The organism is Stenotrophomonas sp. BR163, assembly GCF_047520985.2.
In the GTDB taxonomy this organism is placed as follows: domain Bacteria; phylum Pseudomonadota; class Gammaproteobacteria; order Xanthomonadales; family Xanthomonadaceae; genus Stenotrophomonas; species Stenotrophomonas sepilia.
In genome coordinates this window covers 92,807-108,251 of the sequence record NZ_JAXBRE020000015.1, presented here as the reverse complement: position 1 = coordinate 108,251, position 15,445 = coordinate 92,807, and the positions used below count along the sequence as shown (strand labels likewise).

Sequence of the window (15,445 nt, the reverse complement as noted above, 5' to 3'; positions counted from 1 at the left end):
GCCTGCTCGGTGACCGGCTGTTCGCGGTGCTGGTGATCATGGCGCTGGTGACAACGGCGATGACCGGGCCACTGTTGAACCTGATCGAGCGGCGTAGGGGCTGAGCGTTGAACGGTTGTGCCGGCCGCTGGCCGGCAACCCCACCACGACCTCAGCGCAGGTAACCGCTCTGCGCCATTGCTTCACCCAGGTAATCCAGGAACGAGCTGATCCGCGCCGACACGGCGGTGTTGCGGTAGTACACCGCATGGATCGGCTGGTACACGTCCAGCGTCTGCGCAGACAGCACCGGCACCAGCGTGCCGGCGGCGCGGTCGCGGTCGGTCACGAAGTCGGACAGGCAGGTGATGCCCACGCCTTCCACTGCCAGCCGGCGCAGTGTCTCGCCACTGGACACGGCGATGTCCGGCCGCACCAGCAGCAGCCCATCCGACTCTCCGGGCAACGGCCAGCGGTTGAGTGACTCCGGCTCGTTGAAGCTGAGCAGTGTGTGCTGGCCCAGTGCGGCGACGCTGGCCGGTTCGCCGTGTGCAGCCAGGTAGGCTGGGCTTGCCACCAGCCGCAGCTGGCACCGCCCCAGCGGCCGCGCATGCAACGTGGAGTCGGCCAGTGGCCCGATCCGGATCGCCAGATCGGTGCGCCGCTCCAGCAGGTCGATGTAGCGGTCGGAGCTGTTCAACTCCAGCTGCACTTCCGGGTAGCGCGCACGATAGCCGCTCACCAGCGGCGCGATCACGTGCAGCACGAACGGCATCGCCGCATCCACGCGCAGGCGCCCTGCCGGGCGCTCGCGGCGTGCCGCCATCTGTTCCTCGGCCGATTCCACCGCATCGATGATCGCCCGTGCATGGCGCAGGAACGCCTCGCCCTCGGCAGTCAGGTGCAGGCGGCGGGTGGTGCGGGTCAGCAGGGTGATCCCCAGCTTGTCCTCCAGCCGCCCCAGCGCACGGCTCACGCCCGAGGGCGTCTGCCCCAGCTGCTCGGCAGCGGCACTGATCGACCCGCTGTCGATCACCGCGAGGAAGGCCTGCATTTCATCGAGAGTGGTCTTCATCCCGCCATTATTGACTGAGCGGCAATAGTGATTGGCGTGAAGACTGGTTTTTCGGCAAAGGTGCACCGCGCACACTGCGCGCCTTCCTTCCCTCCGGAGTCGGCCATGATCCGTGGCATTCCCCTCGCCCTGCTGGCGTTGACCCTCGGTGCCTTCGCCATCGGCACCACCGAGTTCGTCATCGTCGGCCTGATTCCCACCATTGCCGCCGATCTGCAGGTCAGCCTGCCCTCCGCAGGCCTGCTGGTCTCGCTGTATGCCCTCGGGGTGGCCATCGGTGCGCCGGTGCTGACCGCGCTGACCGGCCGCGTGCCGCGCAAGACCCTGCTGGTGGCGCTGATGGTGCTGTTCACGCTTGGCAACGTCATCGCCTTCCTGGCTCCGGGCTATACCTCGCTGATCATCGCCCGCATCCTCACCGGCCTGGCCCACGGCGTGTTCTTCTCGATCGGTTCGATCATCGCCACCGCGGTGGTGCCGAAGGAGAAGGCCGCCAGTGCCATCGCCATCATGTTCACCGGCCTGACCGTGGCGCTGGTGACCGGTGTGCCGCTGGGCACTTTCATCGGCCAGCACCTGGGCTGGCGCGCCACCTTCCTGGCGGTGGCTGGGCTCGGCGTGATCGCATTGCTGGGTGCGCTGCTGTTCGTGCCGCGCAGCGTGCCGCAGAGTGTGCCGTCCAGCTTCCGCCAGCAGATGGCGGTGCTGGCCCAGCCGCGCCTGCTGCTGGTCTATGCGATGACCACGCTGGGTTATGGCGGGACCTTCCTGGCCTTCACCTACCTGGCGCCGATCCTGCAGGACGTCACCGGTTTCTCGGCCAATGCGGTCAGCCTGGTGCTGCTGGTGTACGGCGTGTCAGTGGCGATCGGCAACCTGTGGGGCGGGCGCATGGCCGACCGCATGGGCCCGGTGCCCGCGCTGAAGCGCATCTTCGCCCTGCTGGCCGTCGTGCTGTTCGTGCTCACCTTCACCGCCTACAACACCTGGCTGATGCTGCTGACGGTGCTGGCACTGGGCGCGGTGGCCTTCGGCAACGTGCCCGGCCTGCAGGTGTATGTGGTCAAGCAGGCGCAGCGCTATGCGCCGCAGGCCACCGACGTGGCCTCGGGGCTGAACATCGCCGCCTTCAACATCGGCATCGCGCTGGGCGCTTCGCTGGGTGGCCTGGTGGTAGAGCACGTCGGCCTGATGCACACGCCGTGGCTCGGCGCGCTGGTGGTGCTGGGCGCGTATGCGCTGACCGTGCTCAGCGGCCGCCTGGACCGTCGTGATGGCATCGATGATCGCGCCGATGGCATCGCCGTGGCCGCGCATTGAGATAAGTCATGCCGTGCCGGCGCCCTGCCGGTACGGTGGTGCAATGCACCGTTGCCGGCACGCATGCGGCCACTGGCCTACCCTTTGCCGGATATTCGCATCCCTCCCCTCTGCTGGAGCTCCCCATGACTGTCCCCGCCTTCGGTCTCGGCACTTTCCGCCTCAAAGACCAGACCGTGATCGATTCCGTGCGCAACGCGCTGGAGGTCGGCTACCGCGCCATCGATACCGCGCAGATCTACGGCAACGAAGCCGAAGTCGGCCAGGCCATCGCCGATTCCGGCGTGCCGCGCGATGAGATCTACCTGACCACCAAGATCTGGATCACCGAGTTCAAGCGCGAAGCGCTGCTGGCCAGCCTGCGTACCAGTCTGGAAAAGCTGCGCACCGATCATGTGGACCTGACGCTGATCCACTGGCCGTCCCCGAACGACAAGGTAGACGTGCCGATGGAGGAGTACCTGACCGCACTGGCCGAGGCCAAGGCACAGGGCCTGACGAAGGAGATCGGCATCTCCAACTTCACCATCGCGCAGACCCGCAAGGCGATCGGCATCCTGGGTGCCGGCGCCATCGCCACCAACCAGATCGAGATCCACCCGTACCTGCAGAACCGCCTGCTGGTGAAATTCCTGCAGGACAACGGCATTCATATCACCGCTTACATGAGCCTGGCCTATGGCGAGGTGATCAAGGATCCGGTGATCCAGGCCATTGCCGGCCGCCACCAGGCCACGCCCGCGCAGATCGCACTGGCTTGGGCACTGCAGCAGGGTTACTCGGTCATTCCGTCTTCGACCAAGCGCGAGAACCTGTCGGGCAACCTGGAAGCGGCAGCAATCCGCCTCACCGACGAAGACATGGCGCAGATCGCCAAGCTGGATCGTGGGCACCGCCTGGCCAACCCGGAAGGCATTGCGCCGGCCTGGGATTGATTCCAACGACGGCGCGCAACTGCTCTGGTAGACGCCGACCCTGGTCGGCGCAGACGTCTGACCGATCGATGAAATACCGTGCCGACCAAGGTCGGCACCTACCAGAACGCGGGGATCATTCCCTGCCCTGCAACAACCACCCACGCATTGCCGCACTGACCTCGTCCGGTTTTTCCATCGGCGCCAGGTGCCCGCAATCAGGCACCACCACCAGCTGCGAGTGCGGCATCATCGCGTGCATTTCCTCGCTCACCGCGAGTGGCGTAATGCGGTCGTTGGCGCCACACACGATCAACAGCGGATCACGGTAACCGGCCAGCACATCATGGCCGTCACGGCGCTCCAGCGCGCTCTGGCGCAGGAACACCTCCGCGCCCAGGCGGGTGGTCATGTCGCGCACGCGCTGCACCAGCACGTAGTCGTCCAGCCGCGTGGCATCGATGTAGCTGCGCATCAGCACATCGCCGAAGCCGTGGAACTTCCCCGGCAGGCGCACGCTGGCGTGCTGGCTGCGCCGCTGCTCGGCCCGCTCGGGTGAATCGGCATGGATCGAGGTGTCAATCAGCGCCAGCTGCAGCACCCGCTCCGGCGCAATGCGCAGGATCTGCTGGGCCACGAAGCCGCCCAATGAGAAACCGGCCAGCGCAAAGCGCTCCGGTGCCTGCGCCAGCACGTCTTCGGCCACCGCCTGCAGGGTCTCGCCACGGGTCTGGTCGCCCACGGTGCAGTCGGCGATATCGGCCAGGTCGGCCAGCTGCGCGCGCCACAGCTCGGCATCGTTGAGCAGGCCGGGCAGCAGCAACAGGGGGATACGGTCGGTCATAGGGATATTGTCGCGCCAGCACGGTGACGGAACCATGCCGCAACGGGCGATTGCGTTGTAGAGTCGCGCCATGCTCGACTGCAGCACAGCCCGTCGAGCATGGCTCGACTCTACAGAAGGCAGCGACACGGACGCGACCATGGCAGACCCCTACAACAGCGGCACCCCTTCCCCGCCGGCACTGCGCTTCGACGATGCGCTGGTCACCACCGCCTTCGAGCTGCCCGGCCATCGCGTCGTGCGCAACCTCGGCGTGGTGCGCGGTATCACCGTGCGCTCGCGTTCGATCGTCGGCAACTTCCTGGGCGGTATCCAGACGCTCTTCGGTGGCAACATCACCATCTACACCGAGCTGTGCGAACAGGCTCGCGAGGAAACCTACCGCGACATGGTCAAGCACGCGCGGCAGCTGGGTGCCAACGCGATCATCGGCATGCGTTACGACGCCACTGATGTGATGACCGGGCTGACCGAAGTGCTGTGCTATGGCACGGCGGTGGTGGTAGAGCCGGTGCGGTGATGCAGCCGCCAAGCCTACGCAAAAGCAGCCGAGCGTAGGCTCGGCTCTACAGGAATTACGCCACCGGCGGCACGTCGGGCACCTCGACCTGCTGCACCGGCAAGGTCACCATCATCACCGTCGGGTCGTCCGGGTCCAGCCTGGTCTTGAATCCCAGGCTCTGGCACATCGCCAGCATGGTGCTGTTTTCGCGCAGCACCTGGCCTTCGACCACGTCCAGGCCCAGCCACTTCGCGTACTCGATCATGATCGCCATCAGCCGCCAGCCGATGCCGTGGCCCTTCAGGTCCGAGCGGATCAGGATGCCGTACTCGCCGCGATGATAATCGGCATCGGCGTGCAGGCGCACTGCGCCCAGCATCTCCCCGCTACGCGGTTCGATCGCTACCAGCGCAATCGAGCGCGCGTAGTCGAGCTGGGTCAGGCGCGCGATGAATTCGTGGCTGAAGTGCTTCACCGACTGGAAGAAGCGCAGGCGCAGGTCCTCGTCGCTGACACGGGCGAAGAACGCACGGAACAGCGCGTCATCCTCCGGCCGCACCGGGCGCACGAACGCGCGGCCGCCATCGGACAGTTCGATGGTGCGCTCCCACTCCTTCGGATACGGAAACACCGAAAAGCGCGGATGGCCACGGCCCTTGTGCAGGATGCGCGACGGTGCCACCGCCACGCGTGCGTCGAGGGCAAGGATGCCCTTGCTGTCGACCAGCAGCGGGTTGATGTCCAGCGTGCGCACTTCGGGAATATCGGCGGCCAGCTGTGCCAGCTTGACCAGCGCCAGCGCCAGTGCGCGCTCGTCGGCGGCGGGCACATCGCCGTAGGCCTTGAGGATGCGCGAAGCGCGGGTCTGGCCGATCAGCTCGTGGGCCAGGCGCAGGTCCAGCGGCGGCAGGGCCAGCGCCTTGTCGTTGATCACTTCGACGGCGGTTCCGCCACGGCCGACCACGATCACCGGGCCGAACGTCGCGTCATCGGCAATGCCGACGATCAGTTCGCGCGCCTTCGGGCGGACGATGGTCGGCTGCACCAGCAGGCCATCGATGCGCGCATCCGGCCGCAGCTGGCGCGCACGCGACAGGATCGCGTTGGCCGCGCTCTGCACCGCCGGCAGCGTGGACAGGTTCAGGCGCACGCCGTCCACTTCCGACTTGTGCGGGATGTCCGGTGACAGGATCTTCAACGCGACCGTGGCACCGCGTTCCAGCAGCGGCTGCGCCAGGTCCATCGCCTCGTGCGCATCACGCGCGTGCATCACCGGCGCGGACGGGATGCCGTAGGCCTTGAGCAGCTCATGCGTGGCCAGCGGGTCCAGCCACTGCTGGCCATTGGCCAGCGCAGCATCAACCAACGCTCGCGCGGCCGTCGCATCGACATTGAAGTCCTGCGGCAGGCTGGGCGGCGTTTCCATCAACGCGCTCTGTGCCTCGCGATAGCGCACCAGATGCTGGAAGCCACGTACGGCCTCCGCCTCGGTCGGATAGGTCGGCACCCGTGCTGCGTTGAGCGTGGCGGTGGCCTGGTCGTCGTTGCCCAGCCACACGGCGAACACCGGCTTGTCGCGATGATGGCGCGGGCGCAGGCCGAGCGTGCGGGTGAGGGCCTGCGCCGCGTCGGCGGACGAGGTAAACGCGGTGGGCACGTTGACCACCATCACCGCGTCGTTCTCGTTGTCGGCCAGCAGTGCTTCGATGGCCGCGGCATAGCGCTCGCCATCGGCATCGACCACGATGTCGACCGGATTGCTGCGCGACCAGCCCTGCGGCAATACCGCATCGAGCTTCTGCACCGTGCTGTCGGACAGGGTGGCCAGCGTGCCACGCAATGCGATGAGTTGGTCCACGGCCAGGCGACCGACACCACCACCATTGCTGAGGATGGCCAGGCGGCGACCGGGGAAGGTACCCAGCCGCCCCAGCGATTCGGCAGCGGTGAACAGTTCGTCCAGCGCGCCGACGCGCAGCAGGCCGGCGCGGTTGAAGGCTGCACCGTACACATCATCGGCGCGGGCCAGGGCCTGCACATGGGTATCGCGGCTGCCCGGCTGCACGCGCTCGGCGCGACCGGACTTCACCACCACCACCGGCTTGGCGCGGGCGGCGGCACGCGCGGCCGACATGAACTTGCGCGCGTCCTTGATCTGCTCGACATACAGCAGGATGGCGCGGGTGCGGTAGTCGGTGGCGAAGTAGTCGAGCAGGTCGCCGAAGTCGACGTCCATCGTGTCGCCCAGCGAGACCACGGCGGAGAAGCCCACCGAGCGCGCCACGCCCCACTCCACCAGCGCGGCGGCAATGGCCGAGGATTCGGAGATCAGGGCGAGGTCGCCGGCCTGCGGGAAGTGCGCGGCGATGCTGGCATTGAGTCGCGCGTGCGGCGCGATGACGCCCAGGCAATGCGGCCCGAGGATGCGCAGGCCATGCTTGCGCGCCACCGCCTCTACCTGTGCGGACAACGAACCCGGGCCTTCGCCCAGGTGCGCGGTGAGGATGATCGCCGCCTGCACGCCACGCTCTGCAGCGGTACGCACCACTTGCGGCACGATCGCCGCCGGCGCGGTGATCACCACCAGGTCGGGCACCCAGTCCAGGTCCTTCAAGCGCTTGACCGTGCGGATGCCATCGATCTCGGCGTGCCGCGGGTTGATCCACGCCACCTTGCCGGGGAAGCCGGTGCCGCGCAGGTTGCGCATCACCGCACGGCCGGCCGAGCGCTCACGCGGGCTGCCGCCGATCACCGCGACCGACTGCGGACGGAAGACGGACTGCAGGTGGTAGGTACTCATGCGCCTACGGTACCCAAATTCCGTGGCGATGGGGTCGGAGGAAGGGTCGGATCCCTTTTCGCAGGAAAGGGCTCCGACCCCTGCTGCGGATATCCGGGGTCAGAGCCCTTCGCTGCGCGAAGGGATCCGACCCCGGCGTGCACGTTTTGTTACAGCAGCGTGCCGTGCAGGATCAGCGCGGCGATGCTGAAGTAGATCACCAGGCCGGTCACATCCACCAGGGTGGCCACGAACGGGGCCGAGGCGCTGGCCGGGTCGAAGCCGAGCCGCTTCAGGACGAAGGGCAGCATCGAGCCGGACAGCGAGCCGAAGGTGACGATGCCGACCAGCGCGGCGCCGATGGTGATCGCCAGCAGGATCCAGTGCTCGCCGTAGTCATGCAGGCCGCCCAGCTGCCAGATCACGATGCGCACGATCGCCAGGCAGCCGAGGATGGCACCCAGCACCATGCCGGTCGGAATCTCGCGGATGGCCACCTTCCACCAGTCGCGCAGGCGCAGTTCACGCAGCGCCAGGCTGCGGATCAGCAGCGAGGTGGCCTGCGAACCGGAATTGCCGCCCGAACTCATGATCAGTGGGATGAACAGGGTCAGCACCACCGCGCGCGCCAGTTCGTCCTCGTAGTGCTGCATCGCGCTGGCGGTCAGCATCTCGCCCAGGAACAGCACGCTCAGCCAGCCGGCGCGCTTGCGCAGCATCTCGAAGAAGCCGATCTGCATGTACGGCTTGTCCAGCGCTTCCATGCCGCCGAACTTGTGCGCGTCCTCGGTGGATTCCTCGATCAGCGCATCGAGCACGTCGTCCACGGTGACGATGCCGAGCATCTGCTGCTGCGCGTCGACCACCGGGATCGCCAGCAGGTCGTGACGGCGGATCAGCCGCGCCACTTCTTCCTGGTCCATCAGCGCGTCCACCGTCACCGGCGGATTGACCTGGGCCACGTCCAGGATCGATTCCTCGGGCAGGCCGGTGATCAGCCGGCGCATGGTCACCACCTGCTGCAACTGCTGGGTGGCCGGCTCCAGCACGTAGATCGCATACACCGTCTCGCGGGTACGCTCGACCTGGCGGATGTGCTGCAGGGTCTGCGCCACGGTCCAGCTGGCGGGTACCGCCACGTACTCGGTGGTCATCAGCGCGCCGGCGGTGTTCGGCGGATAGCTCAGCAGCTTCTGGATGGCCTGGCGGGCGTCGGTGCCCAGCAGCGGGATCAGCCGCGCGCGTTCTTCCTCATCCAGCTCGTGGACGATGTCGGTGGCGCGATCGTCAGCCATCAGCCCGAGCAGGGCAGCGGCGCGTGCCGGCGGCAGCGCGGCCACCAGCTCACCGCTGCGGTGCAGTTCCGGCGCTTCCAGCATCTTCACTGCACGCGGCAACGGCAGCGCGGCCAGCGTTTCCGCAGCGCGGGCCAGTTCCAGTGTGTTGAGGAATTCCACCGCATCGGCGGTGTTGTAGTTCGCCAGCGGTGCGGCCAATGCGGCGGCATCGGCCACCGGGCGCAGCAATTGCTTCTGGTTCATCGGTTTTGCCTTGTGGGGGTGCGACCTCGCGCAACGCCAACGCAGGCAAACCGTCCCGATGTCAGGCGGTGGCCATCGCTGGCGTCGAACGAGGTCGACTTCTACTGTCGCTGGACATGGGTTGGGGACTCCGGGATGCGTGTGCCGGCGGACGCGCCGCCAGCGGCGGGCAGTCTGGACCCGCGGGCCATGCAGGTCAACCCGGCATCCCTGCGCCGGGCGCCGGCCGGCCGGTTGTTCTCGTGCATACACCAACCGGCGCGCATAATGGCCGGGTGGCGCTCGCCACGCTTTCCCCACCCGAACGGACGCACTGCGGGCTTCCCCGATGACCAGGTATTCCCATGCATAGCGGCGGTCTGGAACTGGCCCTGGTGCTGCTGCTGGCGGCGGTCATTGCCGTGCCGGTGTTCAAGAAGTTCGGCTTCGGCGCGGTGCTGGGCTACCTGGCGGCCGGCGTGGTGCTGGGCCCGGACGGGCTGGGCTTCGTGCAGGACGCCGACCGCATCCTCGGCGCGGCCGAGATCGGCGTGGTGATGCTGCTGTTCGTGATCGGCCTGGAGCTGTCGCCGGCACGCCTGAAGGTGATGCGGCGCTCGGTGTTCGGCGCGGGCGCGGCGCAGGTGGCGATGTCCGGGCTGGTGCTGGGCGGCCTGCTGCTGCTCGACCACTTCCAGTGGAAGAGCGCGCTGGTGGTCGGTGTTGCGCTGGCGCTGTCATCCACCGCGGTAGGCCTGCAGCTGCTGTCCGAGCACAAGGCGATCAACAGCGACCATGGCCGGCTGGGTTTTGCCATCCTGCTGTTCCAGGACCTGATCGCGATCCCGCTGCTGGCGGCCATCCCGCTGCTGGGCGGGGCGAAGAACGAGACCCTGCGCTGGGAAGACGCCGCCGTGGCCCTCGGCGCGCTGACCGTGGTGATCCTGTGCGGACGACCGGTGCTGCGCAAGGTGTTCAGCATCATCGCCCGCACCCGCAGCCCGGAAGTGTTCACCGCCACCGCCCTGCTGGTGGTGCTGGGCACTGCCTGGTTCATGCAGGAAGCGGGCCTCAGCCCCAGCCTGGGCGCGTTCCTGGCCGGGGTGCTGCTGTCCGATTCGGAGTTCCGGCACGAACTGGAAGCGCAGATCGAGCCGTTCAAGGGCCTGCTGCTGGGGCTGTTCTTCATCGCCGTGGGCATGGGCATCGATCTCGACCGCATCGCCGCAGAGCCGTGGCTGATCGCCGCCGGCGTGGCGATCCTGCTGGTGGTCAAGTTCAGCCTGCTGTATGTGATTGGCCGTATTGCAAAGCTCAGTCCGCGGCAGTCGCTGCTGCTGGGCAGCGTGCTGTGGCTGGGGGGCGAGTTCGCCTTCGTGGTGTTCAACGAAGCGCAGCGCGCGCACCTGCTCGGCAACGCCAATCACGATCGGCTGGTGGCGATCGTCGGCCTGTCGATGGCGATCACGCCACTGCTGATGATCGCGCTGCTCAAGCTGCTCGGCCAGGAGAAGGCCCCACCGCGCGGGACCGCCGAGGCCGACACGGTGGCACCGGACAACCGGCCCAAGGTGCTGATCGCCGGCATGGGCCGCTTCGGCCAGGTGATCGCGCGCCTGCTGACCGCACAGAAGGTGCCGTTCGTGGCACTGGAGGCGAACCCGGACACGGTGGCCGACCTGCGCCGCTTCGGCAACCAGCTGTACTACGGCGACCCGACCCGCCCGGAGATGCTGCGTGCAGCGGGTGGCGAGCACATCGATGTGTTCGTCATCACCGTGGACGACCCGGAGACCAACCTGCGCGCGGTGCGCATGGTGCGCCGGCTGTACCCGGACGCGAAGGTGCTGGCGCGTGCACGCAACCGCCAGCATGCCTGGCGACTGATGGACATGTCGGCCGAGCCGTTCCGCGAAGTGTTCGGCACCAGTCTGGAAATGAGCGGGCGCGTGCTGACCGCATTGGGCGTGGCACCGGACGTGGCCGAGCGCCATGTGCAGCGCTTCCGTGAGCATGATGAGCAGCTGCTGCGCGACCAGTACCTGGTGTACGACGACGAGGCCGCGGTGATCCAGACCTCGCGTGATGCGCGCAACGACCTGATGCACCTGTTCGAGGCCGACGCGGAAAGGGACGACAAATAGGCGTGCCGACCAACGGTCGGCACCCACCACAGATTGAGGTTGCGGATTCCGGCAGTAGATCCACGCCATGCGTGGATGCTTTGGCTTCCGGGCACGATCATCCACGCATGGCGTGGATCTACCGGGTCCCGATCAGCCGTTGTCGCGCAGGAACCGCGCCATCGAGGAAACGCCCGGCACGCGCGGCTCGAACTCGCCAGCCACATCGATGAAGCCGCGCATCACCGCGATCTCGCGCGGACTGCGGTTGAGGCTGTCGCGCGCTTCAGGATCGGCGCCGGCGCGCAGCAGGCGCTGCACCAACAGCGGCAGGCCATGCAGCGCGGCCAGATGCAGCGGGCCGAAGCCGCGCGGGTCGCGTACGTCCAGGCTTACGTCCTCGTCCAGCAGGCGCTCCACTGCGGCCATCACCACCTGCTCGTCGCAGGCGGTACCCGGCTCGGCGCGCGCGCCCAGCAGCAGCAGCAGCGGCGTGACCGAACCAGCGGCGGCCTGGTCCGGTTCGGCACCGGCCAGCAGCAGGGTGTCGAGCAGGGCCAGCAGGCGCGAGCGGTCGCGGGCACTGAAACCGTACAGCGCGGCACAGTGCAGCGGACCCAGCTGCTGCGCGTCACCGGCATGCACGTCGGCACCCGCCGTGAGCAGGCGCGCGACGATGTCCGGAAGGCCCAGCGCGGAGGCCAGCATCAGCACCGTCACGCCACCCGGCAGGCGGTGTTCCAGCTTGGCGCCAGCGTCGAGCAGGGCCGAAACGATGTCCACCTGGCGCATGCTGACCGCCGCCGACAGCGGCGTCGCGCCACTGGCCGCCGCGTGCTGCGGATCGGCGCCGCGCGCCAGCAGCAGGTCGGTTACCGCCAGGTGGCCGCCACCGGCAGCACGCAGCAGCGCGGTGCAGCCCTGTGCGTCGACCGCGTCGACGGCGAAGCCCAGATCGATCAGGCGGCGCACTGCATCGACGTCACCGGCCATTGCGGCGGCCGGCAGATCGGCCTCGCGCAGGGTGCGGCGCGGCAACGGCCACACCCGCCAATCGAGCCAGTCGGCCAGATCGCGGCGACCGATCGACAGCGCCACGCCCAGCGGTGTCTGGCCGTCGGCGGCACGTGCTTCCGGCGAGGCACCATGCTGCACCAGCAGCTTAAGCGCGCCTTCGCGGGCCAATGCGGTGGCCAGGTGCAGTGCGGTCATGCCGTGGCTGTCGCGTGCCTCGCGATCAACGCCGGCCTTGAGCAGGGCCTGCTGCAGCCGCAGCCACCCCAGCCGCACCGCCAGCGACAGCGGCGGATCGCCCGCCGGCGAGGCGGCGAACGGATCGGCGCCACGCTCAAGCAGTTCCAGTGCCAGCTGTTCCAGGCCACGCGCGGCCTGGTCGTGCTGTGCGCAGGCGGCAAGGAAGCGCGCCAGGCCACCGCGGCCGGCCGGCGACAGGCCACGCTGCAGCATCACCTGCAACGCCGGCACCGCATCGATGCCGCGCGACAACAGCGCGAACATCGGCGTATCGGAGCAGGCATCACGCACATAGGGATCGGCGCCGTGGCCCAGCAGCCAGTCCACCGCACGCGGTTCCAGCGCCAACTCCGGATCGAGCAGCAGCCCGCCCAGTTCCTCCGGCTGGCACAGCCTGGCCAGCGCCGCCATGCCGTCGGTATTGCCGAAGCCCAGGGCCTCGCGCAGCAGGGTCAGCGGCGGACGGTCCGGCAGCAGGCCGCTGGCACTGGCCGCTTCGCCACGATCGGCCAAGCCATCACTGACCGCGGCCGGCAACGGATAGGACGGGTCCAGCAGGGCTACGATCGCCCAGCGGCCGGCCTCGGCGGCGTAGTCCACCGCACGGCGGCCGAGCGGATCGGTGGCATCGGCCGCGATGCCCAGTTCGACCAGGCGCTTGATCAGCAGCGGCGAGACATCCTCGGCCATCGCCGCCAGCTGCACCGCATTGCGGCCTTCGCCGTCCACCGCGACCAGGTCCGGCTTGTGCGGCAGCAGGTGCTCGATCACGGCGGCGCGACCGGCACGGGCCGCTTCCAGCCACGGCGTACGCCCCAGTGCATCGCGCGCCTCCAGATTGGCGCCCGCGCCGAGCAGCACGCCGATGATCTCGACATGGCCGGCCAGGGCCGCCTCATGCAACGCACTGCGGCGCTGGCGATCGCGGGCGTCGGCCCGTGCCTTGTGCTTGAGCAGCAGCTGCACGCCCGCCGGATCGTCATCCTCGGTGGCGGCGGCGGCCAGCAGCACCGGGGTGCCATCGGCCGGTTCGCAGCGTGCACCGCGTTCGAGCAGGAAGCGGGCCAGACGCCAGTTGCCCACCTGGCAGGCCACCGCCAGCGGCGACCAGCCATCACGGTTCAGCGCATCGACTTCGGCAGCGGCATCGCGCAGCAGCGCGGCCACCCCCGGGTCGGAACTGCGTGCGGCATGGTGCAGCGGGGTGTTGCCATCACTGTCGGTGGCACGCGAGTCGGCGCCGTTGGCGAGCAGGGTCATCACCGCTTCGGGGCGGCCATGCCAGCTGTCGCGGGTCGCCGCCAGCAGCGGGGTCATGCCCCGGTGCGGCGCATTCACATCGACGCCGCGGGCAATCAGTTCGCGCAGCAGGCGCAGGTCCGGCAGCACCGCGGCCAGCACCGCCAGACTGCGCTGGTCACGCCAGTTCGGGTCCGGCAGCGCATACGGATCGGCACCGGCCTGCAGCAGCTGCAGGCCCCGGTCGATGCGGCCCTGGCGGGCGGCTTCATACAGCGCCGGTGTCAGTTCCTGCGGCGCCATCGCCTCCAGCGGCAGGGCGTCGGCCGCCGCTGCGAACATCGGTTCGGGTTCAGCGCTGGACGCCACCAACGGGCTGGAGCGCAACGACACCAGCGGCGCAGGCGCGACCCGCTGCAGCAGCAGGTGCAGCACCGGCGACAGCAGTACGACCGCCAGCGCGGCGGGCCAGCGCGCGCTTTCCGGCAACAGGCCCGGCCAGGCCGGCAGCACCACCAGCGCGGCCAGCGCAATGACCAGCGCGGCCACGCCGAGGCCACGCCAAGCAGTCAGGTCGCGCCCCGCCAGCGCCTGCCAGTGCTGGGCCAGGCTGCCATCCAGGCGTTCGACATCGTTCCACAATGGCCAGGTGCGCCAGGCCGCCAGCAGGCCGGCACTGACCAGTACGCTCAGGCCAAGCACTGCCGCCAGGCTGCCGCTGTCACGCAGCGCTGCGAGCGGCCAGGCCAGCAGCAGCGCCAGCAACAGCGGGGCGGCTGCCCACAATGCCAGCAGCGCCGGCAGGTCCTGGCGTGCGACCACCTTCAGCGGCAGCAGCGCGCGGCTGCGGCGCCACCACGATATCGCCAACGCGAACGCGGGCTGCGCCAGTGCGGCAAGGACCGCACCCGGAACGCCGCCCACGGCGGCGCCCAGCGCCAGCACCGCCCCCGCGGCGAAGGCAATTGACAGAATGCGCGGACGGGAGGCGTCAGTCATAGTGGCGCGGCATCAGGCTGGCCACCGACGGCGGCACCTGCAGGTAGAACCCGCGCTCGCTCATTTCGCTGCGGACCTTTTCCGGGTCAGCCTGCGCCAGGCGGCGCTGGGCATCCAGGGCCACCTCCAGCACGAAGGCGAGCGTCCCCAGCGAGGTGAGCAGCGGCGCGGGCAGCGCGCTGAAATCATCGCGTCGGGGAACGTAGACGTAGGTGTCCGGCTTGAGTTGGCTTTTATAGACGTAGGCGTGCATGTCCGCGGGACGATAACCCGGGAAGAGCCATGATTGTGTCGGAAAGCCGACACCGGGGAAAGCCGTCAGCCGACGATGGCGGCGCGATCGGCGGCGTTTCGCCTGCGGGGTTCAGCAATGTGGCGGCGACGTTCAGGCTGCGCCGCCGCCACACGGGCGCTTACTTGACCTTGGCGTAGGTGCCCTTCAGCGCGACACCCGCGAGGATGGTACCGGCGTAGCACTCATAGTTGGTGCTGCTCTTGAACTCGTTCTTCTTGTAATAGCTGACGATGTCGACCACGGCGTTGGCGCCGCGCGACTTGGCACCGTCCTGCAGCGCGCGCAGTGCCGACAGCGCAACCCAGCGGCAGGCCTCGGCATCGCTCTTGTTGGCGGCGTTGGTCTTCTTGTTGGTCACGTCTTCGCCCAGGCGCTGCTGCACGCTGACCGGCTGGCCGGCCAGATAGAAGCGCACGCTGCCGTCGATGCCGGCGTCCTTGGCGGCCTGCGAATTGACCAGTTCCTGCAGGGACTGTTCGACACGCGTGTCGCGGGCGGAAGCGGTGGAAGTCAGGGCCAGCAGCGCGGTAGCCGTGGCGATCATGAGAGTGCGGCGCATCGGAACATCTCCTTGTCGAGGGTGCGGGGGTAACGGGAACGGT

At 68.5% G+C, this 15,445-nt stretch carries 11 protein-coding genes; 4 read left to right on the top strand and 7 right to left on the bottom strand.

The window, feature by feature from the left end:
- Positions 1-151: 151 nt before the first annotated feature.
- The gene (locus tag ACM0PY_RS13790; RefSeq protein WP_134971758.1) at positions 152-1,054 is read right to left on the bottom strand and encodes a LysR family transcriptional regulator; all 903 of its coding nucleotides are present in this window, start codon (positions 1,052-1,054) and stop codon (positions 152-154) included.
- Between the two features lie 105 nt (positions 1,055-1,159).
- Here ACM0PY_RS13790 and ACM0PY_RS13785 point away from each other — a divergent pair, with 105 nt between their 5' ends.
- Positions 1,160-2,374: an MFS transporter gene (locus ACM0PY_RS13785; protein WP_180883675.1), complete on the top strand. Its 1,215-nt coding sequence runs from the start codon at positions 1,160-1,162 to the stop codon at positions 2,372-2,374.
- A gap of 125 nt (positions 2,375-2,499) precedes the next feature.
- Positions 2,500-3,309: a 2,5-didehydrogluconate reductase DkgB gene (gene dkgB, locus ACM0PY_RS13780; protein ID WP_111201105.1), complete on the top strand. Its 810-nt coding sequence runs from the start codon at positions 2,500-2,502 to the stop codon at positions 3,307-3,309.
- A 115-nt stretch (positions 3,310-3,424) separates the two neighbouring features.
- On the opposite strand, the gene ACM0PY_RS13775 is transcribed toward dkgB, so the two are convergent.
- On the bottom strand, positions 3,425-4,132 hold the full coding sequence (locus ACM0PY_RS13775; RefSeq protein WP_414609326.1) for an alpha/beta fold hydrolase: 708 nt from the start codon (positions 4,130-4,132) through the stop codon (positions 3,425-3,427).
- A 139-nt stretch (positions 4,133-4,271) separates the two neighbouring features.
- Here ACM0PY_RS13775 and ACM0PY_RS13770 point away from each other — a divergent pair, with 139 nt between their 5' ends.
- A complete protein-coding gene (locus ACM0PY_RS13770; RefSeq protein WP_065185897.1) occupies positions 4,272-4,652 on the top strand; it encodes a YbjQ family protein in 381 nt (126 codons plus the stop codon).
- A 55-nt stretch (positions 4,653-4,707) separates the two neighbouring features.
- On the opposite strand, the gene ACM0PY_RS13765 is transcribed toward ACM0PY_RS13770, so the two are convergent.
- Positions 4,708-7,434, bottom strand: coding sequence for a bifunctional acetate--CoA ligase family protein/GNAT family N-acetyltransferase (locus ACM0PY_RS13765; RefSeq protein WP_180883673.1), 2,727 nt, complete (start codon positions 7,432-7,434; stop codon positions 4,708-4,710).
- A gap of 149 nt (positions 7,435-7,583) precedes the next feature.
- Entirely contained in the window at positions 7,584-8,954 is a 1,371-nt protein-coding gene (gene mgtE / locus ACM0PY_RS13760) for a magnesium transporter (RefSeq protein WP_134971770.1), read from the bottom strand.
- 344 nt (positions 8,955-9,298) lie between these two features.
- Here mgtE and ACM0PY_RS13755 point away from each other — a divergent pair, with 344 nt between their 5' ends.
- Positions 9,299-11,077: a monovalent cation:proton antiporter-2 (CPA2) family protein gene (locus tag ACM0PY_RS13755; RefSeq protein ID WP_180883671.1), complete on the top strand. Its 1,779-nt coding sequence runs from the start codon at positions 9,299-9,301 to the stop codon at positions 11,075-11,077.
- A 132-nt stretch (positions 11,078-11,209) separates the two neighbouring features.
- Here ACM0PY_RS13755 and ACM0PY_RS13750 read toward each other — a convergent pair whose 3' ends face one another.
- From ACM0PY_RS13750 to ACM0PY_RS13740, 3 genes are all read right to left on the bottom strand, one after another.
- Entirely contained in the window at positions 11,210-14,548 is a 3,339-nt protein-coding gene (locus tag ACM0PY_RS13750; RefSeq protein ID WP_180883669.1) for an ankyrin repeat domain-containing protein, read from the bottom strand.
- Entirely contained in the window at positions 14,541-14,801 is a 261-nt protein-coding gene (locus ACM0PY_RS13745) for a YcgL domain-containing protein (RefSeq protein ID WP_014648833.1), read from the bottom strand. Before ACM0PY_RS13745 ends, ACM0PY_RS13750 begins: the two co-directional genes overlap by 8 nt.
- A 160-nt stretch (positions 14,802-14,961) precedes the next feature.
- On the bottom strand, positions 14,962-15,402 hold the full coding sequence (locus ACM0PY_RS13740) for an excinuclease ATPase subunit (RefSeq protein ID WP_134972336.1): 441 nt from the start codon (positions 15,400-15,402) through the stop codon (positions 14,962-14,964).
- Positions 15,403-15,445: the final 43 nt, after the last annotated feature.